15 protein-coding genes are annotated in these 15,317 nt (G+C 69.5%); 5 read left to right on the forward strand and 10 right to left on the reverse strand.

The genetic code is table 11. From position 1 onward, the window contains the following. Positions 1–44: 44 nt before the first annotated feature. Together BXA11_RS24290 and BXA11_RS24295 are read right to left on the reverse strand one after the other, a co-directional pair. On the reverse strand, positions 45–524 hold the full coding sequence (locus BXA11_RS24290) for a quercetin 2,3-dioxygenase (protein WP_076438138.1): 480 nt from the start codon (positions 522–524) through the stop codon (positions 45–47). Beyond that, the gene (locus BXA11_RS24295) at positions 521–931 is read right to left on the reverse strand and encodes a VOC family protein (protein ID WP_076438140.1); all 411 of its coding nucleotides are present in this window, start codon (positions 929–931) and stop codon (positions 521–523) included. Before BXA11_RS24295 ends, BXA11_RS24290 begins: the two co-directional genes overlap by 4 nt. A gap of 69 nt (positions 932–1,000) precedes the next feature. Here BXA11_RS24295 and BXA11_RS24300 point away from each other — a divergent pair, with 69 nt between their 5' ends. Continuing rightward, on the forward strand, positions 1,001–1,645 hold the full coding sequence (locus tag BXA11_RS24300; protein ID WP_030511337.1) for a TetR/AcrR family transcriptional regulator: 645 nt from the start codon (positions 1,001–1,003) through the stop codon (positions 1,643–1,645). Positions 1,646–1,759: 114 nt separating this feature from the next. On the opposite strand, the gene BXA11_RS24305 is transcribed toward BXA11_RS24300, so the two are convergent. The 8 genes from BXA11_RS24305 to BXA11_RS41525 form a co-directional block, all read right to left on the reverse strand. Beyond that, entirely contained in the window at positions 1,760–2,563 is an 804-nt protein-coding gene (locus tag BXA11_RS24305; protein WP_076438142.1) for an HpcH/HpaI aldolase family protein, read from the reverse strand. After that, positions 2,548–3,333 carry a 2-oxo-hept-4-ene-1,7-dioate hydratase gene (gene hpaH, locus BXA11_RS24310; RefSeq protein WP_076438144.1) on the reverse strand — a complete coding sequence of 262 codons (786 nt, stop codon included), beginning with the start codon at positions 3,331–3,333 and terminating at the stop codon, positions 2,548–2,550. The genes BXA11_RS24305 and hpaH overlap by 16 nt, the downstream gene beginning before the upstream one ends. Positions 3,334–3,348: 15 nt before the next feature. Continuing rightward, positions 3,349–4,509 carry a 3,4-dihydroxyphenylacetate 2,3-dioxygenase gene (gene hpaD / locus BXA11_RS24315; RefSeq protein ID WP_076438145.1) on the reverse strand — a complete coding sequence of 387 codons (1,161 nt, stop codon included), beginning with the start codon at positions 4,507–4,509 and terminating at the stop codon, positions 3,349–3,351. Between the two features lie 67 nt (positions 4,510–4,576). Continuing rightward, complete coding sequence (gene hpaE / locus BXA11_RS24320; RefSeq protein ID WP_076438147.1) at positions 4,577–6,085, reverse strand: 5-carboxymethyl-2-hydroxymuconate semialdehyde dehydrogenase; 1,509 nt, start codon at positions 6,083–6,085, stop codon at positions 4,577–4,579. A gap of 112 nt (positions 6,086–6,197) precedes the next feature. Then, on the reverse strand, positions 6,198–7,676 hold the full coding sequence (locus BXA11_RS24325) for a fumarylacetoacetate hydrolase family protein (protein WP_076438149.1): 1,479 nt from the start codon (positions 7,674–7,676) through the stop codon (positions 6,198–6,200). Between the two features lie 30 nt (positions 7,677–7,706). Beyond that, complete coding sequence (locus BXA11_RS24330; protein ID WP_076438151.1) at positions 7,707–9,401, reverse strand: FAD-dependent monooxygenase; 1,695 nt, start codon at positions 9,399–9,401, stop codon at positions 7,707–7,709. 19 nt (positions 9,402–9,420) lie between these two features. Then, positions 9,421–9,663 carry a hypothetical protein gene (locus BXA11_RS24335; RefSeq protein WP_083744544.1) on the reverse strand — a complete coding sequence of 81 codons (243 nt, stop codon included), beginning with the start codon at positions 9,661–9,663 and terminating at the stop codon, positions 9,421–9,423. Further along, positions 9,660–9,833 (reverse strand): MHS family MFS transporter, encoded by a 174-nt coding sequence (locus BXA11_RS41525; RefSeq protein WP_143734487.1) that lies wholly within the window; start codon positions 9,831–9,833, stop codon positions 9,660–9,662. The genes BXA11_RS24335 and BXA11_RS41525 overlap by 4 nt, the downstream gene beginning before the upstream one ends. 192 nt (positions 9,834–10,025) lie before the next feature. Between BXA11_RS41525 and BXA11_RS24340 the strand changes: the two genes are divergently transcribed. From BXA11_RS24340 to BXA11_RS24355, 4 genes are all read left to right on the forward strand, one after another. Further along, a complete protein-coding gene (locus BXA11_RS24340) occupies positions 10,026–10,982 on the forward strand; it encodes a LysR family transcriptional regulator (protein WP_051762556.1) in 957 nt (318 codons plus the stop codon). 200 nt (positions 10,983–11,182) lie between these two features. Beyond that, the gene (hisC, locus tag BXA11_RS24345) at positions 11,183–12,253 is read left to right on the forward strand and encodes a histidinol-phosphate transaminase (protein ID WP_076438155.1); all 1,071 of its coding nucleotides are present in this window, start codon (positions 11,183–11,185) and stop codon (positions 12,251–12,253) included. 93 nt (positions 12,254–12,346) lie between these two features. Beyond that, on the forward strand, positions 12,347–13,603 hold the full coding sequence (locus BXA11_RS24350; RefSeq protein ID WP_159454836.1) for an MFS transporter: 1,257 nt from the start codon (positions 12,347–12,349) through the stop codon (positions 13,601–13,603). 66 nt (positions 13,604–13,669) lie between these two features. Beyond that, positions 13,670–15,280: a thiamine pyrophosphate-binding protein gene (locus BXA11_RS24355; RefSeq protein ID WP_076438159.1), complete on the forward strand. Its 1,611-nt coding sequence runs from the start codon at positions 13,670–13,672 to the stop codon at positions 15,278–15,280. Positions 15,281–15,317 lie beyond the last annotated feature (37 nt).

A 15,317-nucleotide genomic window follows, 5' to 3' on the forward strand; every position in this document is an offset into this window, starting at 1 on the left:
CCGTCAAGACCGAAGTCGTCTCCCTCGATTGTCGGTGTGCCGAGTCACGTGGAAGGCGGGCCGAGGATCTGGTGGCCGTAGCGTTGGCCGGCCTCGATCAGGCGGGGAATGTCGGGCGGGGTGGGGGCGGGTAGGCCGGGGTGTTCGGCGGGACGGCCGAGTTCGGTGATGAACTGCTCGAACCCCGACGGTGTGGTGATCTGCAGGCCGCGTACGGGCCCGTCGGCGACGATGAACGAGTGTGGTATGCGGCGGGGGAGGAAGGCGAAGTCCCCGGGTCCGGCGGTCCAGCGATTGTCGCCGCAGTCGATAGTGATCTTTCCCTCGAGGATGTAGAACGCCTCATCCTCGCGGTCGTGGATGTGCTGAGGCGGCCCGAAGCCGACGGGTGCGGACCACTCGAGGAGGGTGAAGGCGCCGCCGGTCTGGTCCGCGCCGGCCTTCACGGTCATGCGGGTGTCCAGGAACCACAGGTGGTGGCCGTCGGCGGGGGTGAGCAAATAGCCGGTGGGGTCGAAGCTCATCGGGCGTCCTCGGGGTCGTTCCGAGCTGGGTGGTAGAAGCGGATCTCGATGCCGTCCGGGTCGTGCAGGCCGACCAGCACCTGGCCGACGTGGCCTGTGACGATGCCGCCGTGCGGCTCGCTCAGGTCGTCCAGCCGCTGCTGCCAGGCCTTCAGGTCACGCAGCGTGGGTACGCACAAGGCCATCGGGTCGAATCCGGCCATCGCGGCAGCCCGTACCGGATCTTTGCGGAGGGCGACGTCGACGACGTCGCTCGCATCGCGGAGGGCGACGCCCATGAGCGTGCCGTCTTCGACGAACTCGATGAAGACGCGCAGGCCCAATACGCGCTCGTACCAGTCTCGACTGCGTTCCACGTCCGTGACCGGGAGTTTGACGTGGTGGAAGCCGTTGAGTGTCGCCGCCATGGGCACCTCCGGAGAGGGGGGTTCACTAGAGTTCTCTCTAGCGAGTTTCTCTGTAGTAGGCTCTAGCGAATGAGCGATCCTGTCAAGAGCACGACCGGACAGGGCACCCGCCGAGCCGCTCAAGCGCGCGCCACCCGGAGACGGATCACCGACGCGGCGCGGGAACTGTTCCTGCGGCAGGGGTACGCCTCGACCACCCTGGATCAGATCGCCGCGGGGGCCGGGGTCGCGGTGCAGACGGTGTACTTCCACTTCGGCAACAAGGCCACGGTTCTCAAAGAGATCGTCGATGTGCTGTCGGTCGGCGACGACGAGCCGATACCGATGCTCGATCGGCCCTGGGTGAAGCGGGTACGCGACGAACCGGACGGCCGCCGGGCGCTGGCGATCTGGCTGGCCAACAGTCGCATCATCTTCGGCCGGGTGGCGCCGATCATGAAGATCGTCCGCGACGCCGCCGGCGCCGACGCCGAGATGGCCGCGCAGTGGGAGACCAATCAGAACCAGCGCTTCCTCGCCCACCACACCCTCGCACGGCAACTCGCCGACAAGCAGGCCCTGCGCCCGGACCTGTCGACCGAGGAGGCGGCCGACGTCATCTTCACCATGGTCAGCTTCGAGGTCTACCTCTTGCTCACCGGTGTACGCGGGTGGACACCCGATCAGTGGGAAGGCTGGATCAACAAGATCCTTGCCGCGGCGATCCTGCGATGAAGGCGGCACGGGTGTGAGAGCTGTCAGCCGGACGCAGCGGGCAGTGCTGGGACGACGCGCCGCAGCAGTCCTGTCGCCTGCGGCGTGAACCCGGGGAATCCGTCGAGTAGGTGGTCAGTACGAAGCGCGTGTCGGGTCGTCCCTGTCGTGGATGAAGGTCGTCGCGAGGGCCTCGGAAGCGCGTGCGACGAGGGCGACGTCGGCGCCGACGAGCAGGAAGCTGGCCCCGGCCTCCGCGTAGGCGTGTGCCGCCTGCGGGTCGAAGGCGTTGACGCCGACGGGCTTGCCGGCGGTGGTGACGCCGTCGAAGGCGCGGTGGACGGCGGCGATGACGTCGGGGTGCGTCTGCTGCCCCAGGACGCCCATGGAGGCGGCGAGGTCGCTCGGGCCGACGAAGACGCCGTCGATGCCGGGGGTCGCCGCGATCGCCTCCGCGGCTGCGGCGCCCTCGGCCGTCTCGATCTGCACGAACACGGAGACGTGGTCGGCGGCGTTCTGGAGGTAGCCGTCGACGCGGTTCCAACGGGCGGAGCGGGCGAGGGCGCTGCCGACGCCGCGACGGCCCGCGGGTGGGTACTGCGCGGCCTCCGCCACCGTCCGGGCCTCGTCAGGTGTCGAGACCATCGGCACGAGGACCGTCCGGGCGCCGAGGTCGAGAATCTGCTTGATCGTCACGGGGTCGGCGGCGGGGGCGCGGACGACGGGCGTGACAGGGTAGGCCGAGACGGCGTACAGCTGCGCGAGCGTGGACTCGAGGCCGTTGGGGGCGTGCTCCATGTCGATGAGCACCCAGTCGAGGCCCGAGCCCGCCATGATCTCGGCCATGACGGGGGAGCCGGAGCACACCCATCCGCCGAACAGCGGACGCTCGGCCGCGGCGAGACGGTCGCGGAGTGTCGGGCTCAGACGAAGCGGCATGAGATGGTCCCCATCGGTCCGTAGTCGGCCAGCACCGTGTCGCCCTTCTCGATCCACACGGGACGGGTGAAGGAGCCGGCGAGGATGATCTCGTTGGCCTCCAGGCGGTCGCCGTGCCGGTGCGTCTTGTTCGCGAGCCATGCGACCCCCGTCGCCGGGTGGTTGAGGACGGCGGCGGCGACGCCCGTCTCCTCGATCGTCTCGTTGCGGTAGAGGAGAGCCGAAACCCACCGCAGATCGACCGCGTCGGGGCTCGTCGGATTGCCTCCGAGCACGAGCCCGCCGTAGGCGGCGTTGTCGGAGATGGTGTCGACGATCGTGCGGCCCTCGATCTCGATGTGGGAGTTGAGCACCTCCAGGGCCGGCGTGACGTACTCCGTCGCGCGCATGACGTCGAACAGCGTGCAGTGCGGGCCCTCCAGGGGCTCCTTCAGCACGAAGGCGAGCTCGACCTCGATGCGGACGTTGGAGAACCGGTCGTGCGGGATGCGCGCGCCGTTCTCCCACACGGTGTCGTCGAACATGACGCCGTAGTCGGGCTCCGTGATGCCGGTCGAGGCCTGCATGGCGCGTGAGGTGAGCCCGATCTTGCGGCCGACGAGGCGACGGCCGGATGCGAGGTTCTTCTCCCTCCACACCGCCTGGATGGCGTACGAGTCCTCGACCGTGGCCTCGGGGAACCGGGTGGTGATGCGGGGGATGACCCCGTGCGTCCGCTCCGCCTCCGCGAGCTCCTCCGCGAGGGAGGCGATGATGTCCTTCGAAAGCATGACGACTCTCCCGCCCTAGAGCTGGTGGCCCAGCTTGTACTCACCCTGCTTGTACTCCGGCAGCCCTTCGGCGTCGTCCTTGCGGGTGTAGGAGAAGCCGTCGGCGCCGATCGTGACCGCCATCTCGCTCGCGTCGGTGCGGGCGACGAGGGGCTGCGGGTTGCCGTCGAGGTCGAGCACGAGCGAGGCCTCGGTGTACCAGCTCGGCACGACGGGGTTGCCCCACCAGTCGCGGCGCTGGTTGTCGTGCACGTCCCAGGTGATGACGGGGTTGTCGGGGTCGCCCGTGTAGTAGTCCTGGGTGTAGATCTCGACGCGGTGGCCGTCGGGGTCGCGCAGGTAGAGGTAGAACGCGTTCGAGACGCCGTGGCGGCCGGGGCCGCGCTCGATGGCGTCGGAACGTCGCAGCGCGCCGAGCCTGTCGCAGATCGCGAGGATGTTGTGCTTCTCGTGCGTGGCGAACGCCACGTGGTGCATGCGGGGACCGTCGCCGCCCGTGGTCGCGGTGTCGTGGACCGTGGGCTTGCGGCGCATCCACGCGGCGTAGACGACTCCGTCGGAGTCCTGGATGTCCTCCGTGACGCGGAACCCGAGGTCCTGGTAGTGGCGGACGGCCTTGGGCACGTCGGGCGTGACCTGGTTGAAGTGGTCGAGGCGGACGATGGCGCCGGGCGTGTGGAGGTCGTAACGCCAGGCGAGGCGCTCGACGTGCTCCACGGCGTGGAAGAACTCGTACGGGAAGCCGAGCGGGTCCTCCACGCGCACGGAGTCACCGATGCCCTTGACGAAGCCCTCCGGCCGGCGCTCGACGCGGCATCCCAGCTCCGTGTAGAAGGCGACGGCCTTGTCGAGGTCCTCCGGGGTGCGGACCCGGTAGGAGAACGCCGCGACGGCAGGGACGGGGCCTTTGCGCAGCACGAGGTTGTGGTGGATGAACTCCTCGAGGGGGCGGAGATAGATCGCCTCGTCGTCCTCCTCCGTGACGATCAGGCCCAGGACGTCGACGTAGAACTCGCGGGAGGCGGCGAGGTCGGTGACGACGAGCTCCATGTAGGCGCAGCGCAGGATGTCGGGAGCGGGCGAGGCGGGCGTGGGGACGGGATTGTCCGCGTGGATGGGCGCCTCCTGGCTGACGGAGAAGCCGGAGGAGGCCGGGGTGCGGTCGGCGGCGGTCATGTGAGCGTCCTTGCTTTCGTGGTGGGGGTGGGAAACGCGTCGGGATCCGGTGGCCTCGTGGGGATTCCTACTTGCCGAAGGTGGGGTTGTGGACCTTGCCGAGCGTGATGTGCACGGCCTGCTGATGGGTGTAGAAGTCGATCGAGCGGTAGCCGCCCTCGTGTCCGAGGCCCGACGCCTTGACGCCGCCGAAGGGGGTGCGCAGGTCGCGGACGTTGTTGGAGTTGAGCCACACCATGCCCGCCTCGACGGCCTGCGCGAAGTTGTGCGCGCGCTTGAGGTCGTTCGTCCAGACGTAGGCGGCGAGACCGTACTTCGTGTCGTTAGCGAGCGCGAGCGCCTCCTCGTCCGTGTCGAAGGGCGTGATCGCGACGACGGGACCGAAGATCTCCTCCTGGAAGATGCGGGCGTCGGGGGCGACGTCGGCGAACACGGTCGGCGCGACGAAGTTGCCGGACTTGAAGCCTTCGGGGCGTCCGCCTCCCGCCACGAGGCGGCCCTCGCCCTTGCCGATCTCGACGTAGCTCATGACCTTCTCGAAGTGCTCGGGGTGCACGAGCGCGCCGACTTCCGTGGCGGGGTCGTGCGGGTAGCCGACCTTCACGCGCTTCGCCTGCGCGGCGTACCGCTCGACGAACTCGTCGTACACCTCCCGCTGGACGAGGATGCGGCTGCCGGCCGTGCAGCGCTCGCCGTTGAGTGAGAAGACACCGAAGACGGTCGCGTCGATCGCCGCGTCGAGATCGGCGTCGGCGAAGACGACGGCGGGCGACTTGCCGCCGAGCTCCATCGAGAGGCCCTTGAGGTGGGGGGCGGCGTTGCCGAAGATGATCTGCCCCGTACGGCTCTCGCCCGTGAACGAGATGAGCGGCACGTCGGGGTGCCGCACGAGCGCGTCGCCGGCGTCCTCCCCGAGGCCGTTGACGAGGTTGAAGACGCCCCGGGGAAGCCCCGCCTCCTCGAAGATCCCCGCCCACAGCGACGCCGACAGCGGGGTGAACTCGGCCGGCTTGAGCACGACGGTGTTGCCCGTCGCGAGGGCGGGGCCGAGCTTCCAGCTCTCGAGCATGAAGGGCGTGTTCCACGGCGTGATGAGTCCCGCGACGCCGATCGGCTTGCGGTTGACGTAGTTGATCTGGCGGCCGGGGACCTTGAAGGTGTCGTCGGCCTGCGCGACGACCAGGTCGGCGAAGAACCGGAAGTTCTCGGCCGCGCGGCGCGCCTGACCGAGCGCCTGCGTGATCGGCAGTCCCGAGTCGAACGACTCGAGCTCGGCGAGGCGGGCGTCGCGGGACTCGACGATGTCGGCGATGCGGTGCAGCACGCGCGAGCGCTCGCGCGGCAGCATGCGCGGCCACGGGCCCTCCTCGAACGCACGGCGGGCCGCGGCGACGGCGTGGTCGATGTCGGCCTTCTTGCCGGCCGCGGCCCGCGCGTACACCTCGTTCGAGACGGGGTCGAGCACGTCGAACGTGCCGCCGTCGAGGGAGTCGACGAACCGGCCGTCGATGTAGTGCTGGATGCGCGTGGGCAGGTCGGCGGGGACGTGCCGGACGGATGCCGCGGTGTCGGTCATCTGATCTTCCCGTTCGGAGGTGATGTGGGATCGGACGGTGGAGCAGGCCTTCGAGATCGGGGTGCGCGTTCGCGAGGAGCGCCCGTCATCAGGCCCGTCATCAGGCCCGTCATCAGGCGCCGGCCTCGGTGGCCGCCTCGGTGGCCGCCTCGTACTTCGCACGCCATTCCGCGTTCATGGGGAACAGGCCGTCGACGGGGTGACCCGCGGCGACCTGCGCGGCGATCCACGCGTCCTCGGTCTCCTGGGCGAGCGCGGCGTCGGCCACCTCCTCGGCGATCGCCGGGGGGATCACGATGACGCCGTCGTCGTCGCCCACGATGATGTCGCCGGGCTGGACCGTGGCGCCGCCGCACGCGATCGTGAGGCCGGTGTCCCACGGCACGTGCCTGCGGCCCAGCACGGCGGGGTGCGGCCCCTGGCTGAAGACGGGGAGGTCGATGCCGGCGACCGTCGCGTAGTCGCGCACGCCGCCGTCCGTGACGACACCCGCCGCGCCGCGTGCGAGAGCGCGGAGGGCGAGCACGTCGCCCAGGGTGCCGGAGCCGCGCTCGCCGCGCGCCTCGATGACGATGACCTCGCCCTCCCGCACGGCGTCGAAGGCGCGCTTCTGCGCGTTGTAGCCGCCGCCGTGGCTGCGGAAGAGGTCCTCGCGGTTCGGGACGAAGCGCAGCGTCCTCGCGACGCCGACGAGCTTCGTGCCCGGCCGGGTCGCGCGCAGGCCGTCGATCGAGACGTTGTCGAGGCCGCGCTTGCGCAGCTGCTGCGACAGCCCGGCGACGGGCGTCCTGAGCAGCTTGTCACGCAGCCCGGGGGAGATGACCGGGGAGGCGGCGGGGAGCCCCGCCGCCTCGCGCGAGCCCCACGCCTCCTCGCGCTGGAGGTCGTCGACCGAGGGGAGAGAACCGACGGCGGGATCGAAGCCGCCGGGGCCGTCGATCACCCGGCTGGTCAGCCTGCCCGAGCTCGGTCCTCCCGGCGCGTCGACCTCGACCTCGACGACGTCTCCCGGGACGGCCACCGAGGCTCCGGCCGGAGTGCCGGTGAGGATGACGTCGCCGGTCTCGAGGGTGAGGTGCTGGGAGAGGTCGGCGATGATCTGGGAGAACGGGAAGATGAGGTCGGTGGTCTCACCCTCCTGGACGAGCTCGCCGTTGAGCCACGTCCGGACGCGCAGCGCGGTGGGGTCGACCGCGCGTGCGTCGATGAGCCGCGGGCCGACCGGGGTGTAGCCGTCGCGGCCCTTGTTGCGGACGTTCGACCCCTTGTCGTTGGCGCGCAGGTCGTACAGCCCCCAGTCGTTCGACGCCGTCACCCACGCCACGTGACTCCAGGCCTCGGCGGGGGCGACGCTTCGCGCGGGTGTGCCGATGACGAGGGCGATCTCGCCCTCGAAGGCGAGCAGCTCCGTGCCCTCGGGCCGCTCGACCGCGTCGCCCGAGGCCGCAAGGGAGCTCGACGGCTTGAAGAAGTACGAGGGAGCGGCAGGACGGCGGCCGCGCTGCGCCGCGCGCGACTCGTGGCTGACGTGGACGGCAACGATCTTCCCCGGCCGGTGGGGAAGGGAGGGATGTGCGGGTGCGGTGCTCATGGTGTGACCTTCGCGCGTCTACAGAGGATCTCAGTGAGTGGAGGTGGCGATGACGTCGGCGCCCTGCTCGCTCCGCGAGCGGGTCACAGCACCGAGACGGGCGGCGAAGGCGGCGACATCCGAAGGCAGTGCGGTTCCTCGCCACGCCACGTGCTGATCGCGACGGGCGACGACGAACGGCGTCGTGTACGCGGAGTCCGCGGCGCCTTCGGGGAACCGGACCACGGTGACGGGCAGGCCGGCGGCGCGTGCCTCCTCCGCCCACCGCTCCGCGGCGTCGAAGTGATCGAGCGCCACGAGCGTGTACCACGGACCGAGGCGGTCGTACAGCGACGAACCGTCCGCGAGCCAATGGTGGGGGAGGCGGCAGCCCGGCACCGTGGAGGGCGTGTACGTGCCCATCGTGTATTCCGGTGCCCGGCCGTCCGCGACGATGATGGGGCTGTTCGCGTAGCTGTATCCGAAGTTGAGGCCCGCGGCGGCGAACTGCTGGACGTTCAGGTCGTACGCGAGCTTCCCGAAGGCCTCGCGGGCCGCGTCCCCTTCAGGACCGTCGGCCTCGAGGCCGGCGGGCACATCCGTATCGGCGATCTTCCGCAGATGGGACATCGCGAAGCGGGACACCTGGTCCGTGATCGGCAGGCGTTCGGCCTCGTAGGCGTCCAGGATCGACTCGTCCGCCCAGCCGGAGACCACGGCGCTCAACAGCCATGACAGATTGAGCCCGTCGGCGATGCCCGCGTTCATGCCGTATCCGCCGTAGGGCACCCACAGATGAGCGGCGTCACCGGCGATGAAGATGCGGCCTTCGCGGAACTTGTCGGCCACGAGACGGCGAGCGACCCAGTCTTCACGAGAGAGGAAATCGTAGGACTGGTCGTCGGAGACGCCGAGGATGTCGCGGATCGCACGGTCGCGGTCGACCTCCTCGCGCTCGGCTTCCTCAGGGCTCAGGTAGGTGTGGATCAGGAACGTCTCGACGCCGTCGATGGAGTAGACGTGACCGTTCCGGCGGTCGTTGTAGACGTAGTAGCCCCACGCCTTCCCCGCCGACATGCGCTCGTACAGGTCCGGCATCCTGATGCACGTCGACTGGACGTGCTGCAGGACGGGGTCGCCGTGGAACTCGGATCCGATGGTCTTCCGTACGAGCGAGCGGCCGCCGTCGGCGCCGATGAGATAACGGCCGCGAAGAGTCGTCCTCTCCTCCGAGCCCACCGGGACGATCTCCACCGTCACGCCGTCCTCGTCCTGGGCGACCGCGACGGCCTTGACCTCGTTGCGGAGGCTCACGTTCCGGAGGGAGGCCACGTGCTCCTCGAGGACGGGCTCGAGGAACCGCTGGTTCACGCGATGCGCCGGCTCGGCGGCCGCCCAGGTGGTGTCGGGGCCCTGCCCGGTTCCGTCGAGACGTGCGGAGGCGGAAGGGATGGGGATGCGGCCGAACTCCTTGCCGGTCACCGAGGTGAGGAAGGCGACGTCCTGCGGGTGGTCGGAGGGGAGGCCGGCCGAGCGAACCCTGTCGGCCAGTCCGAAGCGGCGAAACGCCTCCATCGTGCGGGCGGCCACGTGGTTGCACTTGACGTTCGGGGGCGCAAGGTAGGGATTCTCCTCGACGATGATCGTCGAGACTCCGTGCGAGTCCAGCTCCATGGCCGCCAGCAGGCCGACGGGTCCCCCGCCGACGATGATGACGTCGGCGTCGAAGGTGGCGGAGTTGGTCACTTTATGGGACTCCCATCGGTCAGCGGATCGCAGCGAGATCGCGCTGGTTGCTTTCGGGGATGATGAACAGCGCGACGGCGCAGACGATGAGGGCGGCGATCCACACGCCGCCGAGCAGGGGAAGCCCTCCAGCCGAGGCGGCGAGCGAAGCGATCGCGGAGGCCACCTTCGCGTTGAGCGCGAAGGTCTGGTCGACTCCCTGGGCGGTCGCGTGACCGAGTCCCCACACGCTTGCCATGCCGGAGATCGTCGGCTGGGTCATCGCGACGAGCGTGCCGAGAAGGAGGACCTTCGGCGACTTCGCGAGCACATGGCATCGAGCGAGGCGAAGAAGGCGTGCGCGAAGACCAGTGCGGACGCGCTCGCGTAGAGCAGGAAGTCGTAGAACTCGATCGCACTGCCGAGGAGGCTCGACGCGAGAATCCGCCGCATCTGCGAAGTGCGTAGAGTCGAGACCGCCCCGGCATGGGGCCCGGTCGTAGGTTTGGCGTGCATCGTCGTATTCCTGGTAGGGGGATCAGGGCGCTCCATGCCGAACCTCGATGGAGGGACACATCGAGTGTGCGGGGACGCACTTAATCAGGCAATGACAACTATCAGGATTGATAGTTCAAGGAGACTAAAGTGAACGGAGCGTCGGCGCTCTCGCTCAGGCAGCTCCAGTACTTCTGCGCCGTCGTCGAGAGCGGTTCGGTCACCGAGGCGGCGAGGAGACTGCACGTGTCCGCCGGCGGGGTCTCCCTCGCCATCACGCAGCTGGAGGAGCTCCTCGACGTCCAGCTCACGCTGCGTACGCGCGGCAAGGGCGTGGAGATCACCGATGCCGGGCGAAGCGTCTACGACACCGCCCGAGTGATCGCCCGCAGCATCGAGGACATCCAGGAGCTGGCCGGGACCATCCGCGGCGAGCTGAGCGGCCCCCTGCGGGTGGGCATCTTCACGACTCTGTCCCCATGGCTGTTCCCGCAGATGGCGGAGTACTTCGCCGAGCATCACCCGGCGATCGATCTCCAGCTGGAGGAAGGAGCGTCGGCGGCGCTTCAGACGCTCCTGACCGAAGGGCGGCTGGACGCGGCCCTCCTGTACGAGAACCACATCGTCGCCGAGGTCGATGTGCAGCGCCTCGCCCCCGTCCGGCTGCAGCTCGCCGTCTCGCCCGACCACCCGCTGGCCGGCCACGACAAGGTCTCGCTCAGCGCGCTGCGCGACGAGTACGCCGTCCTTCTCGCCATGCGCCCGGCCACTGATCATGTGGAGGAGATCCTGCGCAACGCCGGCATCACACCTCGAGTGCGCTGGCGAAGTGCGAACGTCGAGACGATCCGCTCGCTCGTCGCGCGGGGTCTCGGCTACACGATCATCATGGGCCGTCCCCACGGCGACCTGACCTACGACGGCAAGCCGATCGTTTACCGTCCCATCGCGGATGAGATCCCCCCGAATCACATCGTGCTCGCCACTGCGCCCGGCGCCCGGCGCACCGCCCGGGTCGAAGCGCTGCGGGCGTACTGCCGGGAAGCGGTCGCGGGGCATTTCGCCTCGCGCGACGGCATGCCCGTGAGCAAGCCCGGCGTCCTCTGAGGGAGGCGACGGCCCTTCGGCCCCGGCGGCGAAGGGGCTGCGGGCCTCCGCGGGTGACGGGCGGGACAAAGTTTCGATTTATTGAATTGTTTAGCCGGATATTTGTGATTGCCGTAATCCCACCGGTGGGCGCAATGTGGTGCAACCGGCCGCGCGGCCGCGACGGCACGCGGTCGGCGATCGTTCACCGAAGGAGAGACGTGGGATCACTGAGGATCGCCCACCGGCTCGAAGGCTTGCCTCCGTACGTGCCGGGTCGACGTCCCGAACGCGGAGAGACGCGCAGGCAGGCGCGCCTCGCGTCCAACGAGGTCCCGTGGCCTCCGCAGGCGGCGATCGTGGATGCGATGAGGGCCGCGCTCGATGACGCACACCGGTATCCGGACATGCAGTACACCGAGCTTCGCGGGGCCATCGCGGCGCACGTCGGCCGGCCGGCCGGTGGCATCGCGGTCGCCAACGGTTCCACCGCGCTGCTGCGGGACATCGTCGGCGTCCTCGTCGAAGCCGACTCCGAGGTGATCTTCGCCGAGCCGAGCTTTCCGTACTACCGGACCGCCGCCATCGCCAACTCGGCGGTGCCGGTCGCCGTTCCGCTGCTGTCGCATGCACACGACCTGGACGCCATGCGCGATGCCATCACAGCCCGCACCCGGGTCGTCGTCATCTGCAACCCGAACAATCCGACGGGCACGGCGTACACCAACGCGGAACTCAAGGACTTCCTGGCGCGCATACCCGAGGACGTCGCCGTCGTCCTCGACGAGGCGTACGTCGAGTTCGCGACGGACGTCGACGGTCTGGAACTCCTGGACGGGCATCCGAACGTGATCGTCGTCCGCACGCTCAGCAAGGCCCACGGTCTCGCGGGCCTGCGCATCGGCTACGCGATCGGTGACGGCGAGGTGATGAGCTACGTGTCGCGCATGGGAGTCCCGTTCCGCATCGACGGCGTCGCCGTCGCGGGGGCGCTGGCCGCGCTTCAGCCGGAGCAGGTGGCCGAGTCCGGGCGTCGCGTCGCGTCGATCGTGGCGGAGCGCGCACTCCTCACCGCGGCACTTCGCTCCCGCGGATGGAACGTCGTCGAATCCGCGGCGAACTTCGTCTTCCTTCCGCTGGGCGAATCTGCCGCGGCCGTGGCCAGGGAATGCGCGGCCAAGGGCGTGCTCGTGCGCCCGATCGGTGGCGGCATACGAGTGACCGTCGGCTCCCCGGAGGACACCGAGCACCTCCTCGACGCCCTCCCCGTCTTCTCCAACGACCCCCGCTGACACACCGTCGCGGCCATACCTGAAAGACCCCCCATGGAATCGAACATCACAGTCACGCGGCAGGACCGATCCGACTCTCTGTGGCATGGCCCGATGCGACGCATCCTGATGTCCAGCTTCAGCGGCAGCGTGATTGAGTTCTACGACTTCGTCCTGTACGTCATCGCGGCCGCGGTCGTCTTCCCGCACGTCTTCTTCAACAACCTCTCGCCGACGATGGCGACCATCGCCTCCTTCGTCACGCTCGCCGTCGGGTACGTCGGGCGACCGCTCGGAGGCGTGATCTTCGGCCACTTCGGCGACAGGCTCGGCCGCAAGGGCGTGCTCGTCACCACCATGCTCCTCATGGGCGTTTCGACCATGGCGATCGGGCTCCTTCCCGCCACCGCCACCGTCGGTGTCCTGGCGCCGATCCTCCTCGTCCTCTGCCGGGTCCTGCAGGGGGTGGCCGTCGGCGGCGAGTGGGGCGGCGCGATGCTCATCGCCCTCGAGAACTCGCCCGGCGCCAAGCGTGGTTTCGCTGCCTCGTTCGCGAGCCTCGGCGCACCGGCCGGCGCGATGCTCGCCACCGGCTCCATCTCCCTCGCCTCCAGCCTCCCGCAGGACCAGTTCCTCTCGTGGGGATGGCGCATCCCCTTCCTGTTCAGCGTCCTGCTCGTCCTGGTCGGAATGACCATCCGTCTGAAGGTCAGCGAGAGCCCGCTGTTCAAGTCGCTGGGCCTGGAAGCGGAGAAGCGGAAGGTGCCGATCCTGGAGGTCCTGCGCCGCTACCCGTCGCAGGCCGCGCTCGGCATCACCGTCGCGATCAGCCAGCTGACCATCGACGGCATCGCCACCTCATGGGCGGTCAACCACGCCGTCGAGCTCGGGGCCGACCGCACGACCATCCTGAACCTGAAGATCTTCGGCTCGATCGCCCTCCTCATCGCGGCCATCATCAGCGCCCGGCTGAGCGACCGTTGGGGGCGGCGTCTGCCCCTCGCCGCCGGCATCGTGGCAGCGCTGATCTTCGTCTTCCCGATGCTCAACCTGATCCAGACGGGCACCGCGGGGGGCTTCGCCGCCGCCGTCATCGTCGGCCAGTTCATCCAGGGATTCATCCTCGGTCCGCTCGCCGCGTTCCTGGCGGAGCTGTTCCCCACGCGCCTTCGTTTCACCGGCGCCTCGCTGTGCTTCCAGACCGCTTCGGCGCTCGGCTCGGGCTTCACACCGCTCATCGCGACCTCCCTGGTCGCCGTCGGCGGTGGAATCGCCGTGCTGGGCTGGGTGTGGATGGGGGTGCTCGCCGTCTGCCTCGTGGCGACTCTGATCGCGTCGGAGGGCCGGAAGCGGGATCTCAGCGCCATCTAGCGGTCCGAGACACTCCCGCAGAAGCCCCGCATCACACCCGCTCAGGAGCGGAGGAAAGGTAAGCCAATGACGAAGACCGGTGGAGAACTCCTCGCCGAACAGCTGATCGCGGAGGGCGTTCGAACGATCTTCGGAGTTCCCGGGATCCAGTTGGACTACGCGCTGGACGGTCTCGCGCAGAACCGCGAGTCGATCGATTTCATCTCGGCGCGGCACGAGCAGGGCGCCGCGTACATGGCGGACGGCTACGCGCGGGTGGCCGACAGGCCCGGCGTCTGCATGGTCGTGCCCGGACCCGGCCTCCTGAACGCCGCCGCGGCGTTGTCGACCGCGTACGCGACGAACAGTCCCGTCGTCTGCATCGCCGGTCAGATCCCTTCGCCGACCATCGGCCGGGGTCTCGGCATGCTTCATGAGATCCCGGGGCAGTCGGACCTCCTCCGTTCGCTCACCAAGTGGAACGGGATCGCTACGTCGCCCGAGGAGATCCCCGGCCTCGTACGCGAAGCGTTCACGCGGGTCTCCAGCGGACGCCCGCGGCCCGTCGGCATCGAGATCCCACCGGACGTGCTCCAGGCGAAGACGACCGCCGGGGTGGCGCCCCCCGAGGGTGACCTCACCGATGAGATCGACGAGGACTCGGTCGGCCGTGCCGTCGAGCTCCTCGCCGCCGCCGAGCGGCCCGTGATCGTCGCGGGGGGAGGAGTGCGCGACGCCGCATCCGGCGCCGCACTCCAGGCACTCGCCGAGCGACTCGGCGCGCCCGTCATCACCAGCCGGAACGGCAAGGGCGCCATCAGCGACCGGCACCCGCTCGCCCTGTCGCGACTGGCCGGCGCGGACGTCCTCGCGGACGCCGACGTCGTGCTCGCCGTCGGCACCCGCTTCATCACGATGACCGGGCAGCCGGTCGTCCGGCCCGGACGCCGCCGCCTCATCGCGATCAACGCGGATCCCGCCGACGTGGGCGCGCCGCGCGAGTTCGACGTCGCCGTCATCGCCGACGCCAGGGTCGCGCTGGAGGCGATCGCGAGCTCCCTCCCCGACGGCAGGCGTGAGGCGCCGGAGCTCGACGGCCACCGCAAGCGGGAACGTGACGCCCTGAGCGTGATCGCGCCTCAGGTGGAGTGGCTCCGGGCGATCCGCGGGGCCATGCCGGACGACGGCGTCTTCGTGGAAGAGCTCACGCAGGTCGGCTACGCGGCGCGCCTGGCGTTCCCCGTGTACGAGCCGGGAACCTACGTGACGCCCGGCTACCAGGGCACGCTCGGCTACGGTTTCCCGACCGGTCTCGGCGCGGCCGTCGGAGCCGAGGGCCGGCAGGTCGTCTCGATCAACGGTGACGGTGGTTTCGGGTGGGCGCTGCAGGAGCTGTCCACGGCCGCCAAGTACGCTATCGGGCTCGTGACGGTGGTGTTCCGCAACGACGCGTTCGGCAACGTCCAGCGCATCCAGACCGAGACGTTCGGCCGCAACATCGGCGTCGAGCTCAAGAACCCCGACTTCGTCGCCCTGGCCGGGGAGTTCGGCGTCGCGGGCGAGCGGGTGACCACGCCGGAGGCGCTCGGCGCCGCGATCCGCAACGCCCGCGGGACGGACGCGCCGGTGCTCATCGAGGTTCCGTTCGGTGACGTCCCCTCCCCGTGGAAGCTCCTGGCAGAACCGTCCATCGGCTGAGCGGCGACGCGAAGAGCCGTTCAGGGCTCACCAACTC

The organism is Microbispora rosea, from assembly GCF_900156315.1.
GTDB classification, from domain to species: Bacteria; Actinomycetota; Actinomycetes; order Streptosporangiales; family Streptosporangiaceae; genus Microbispora; species Microbispora rosea.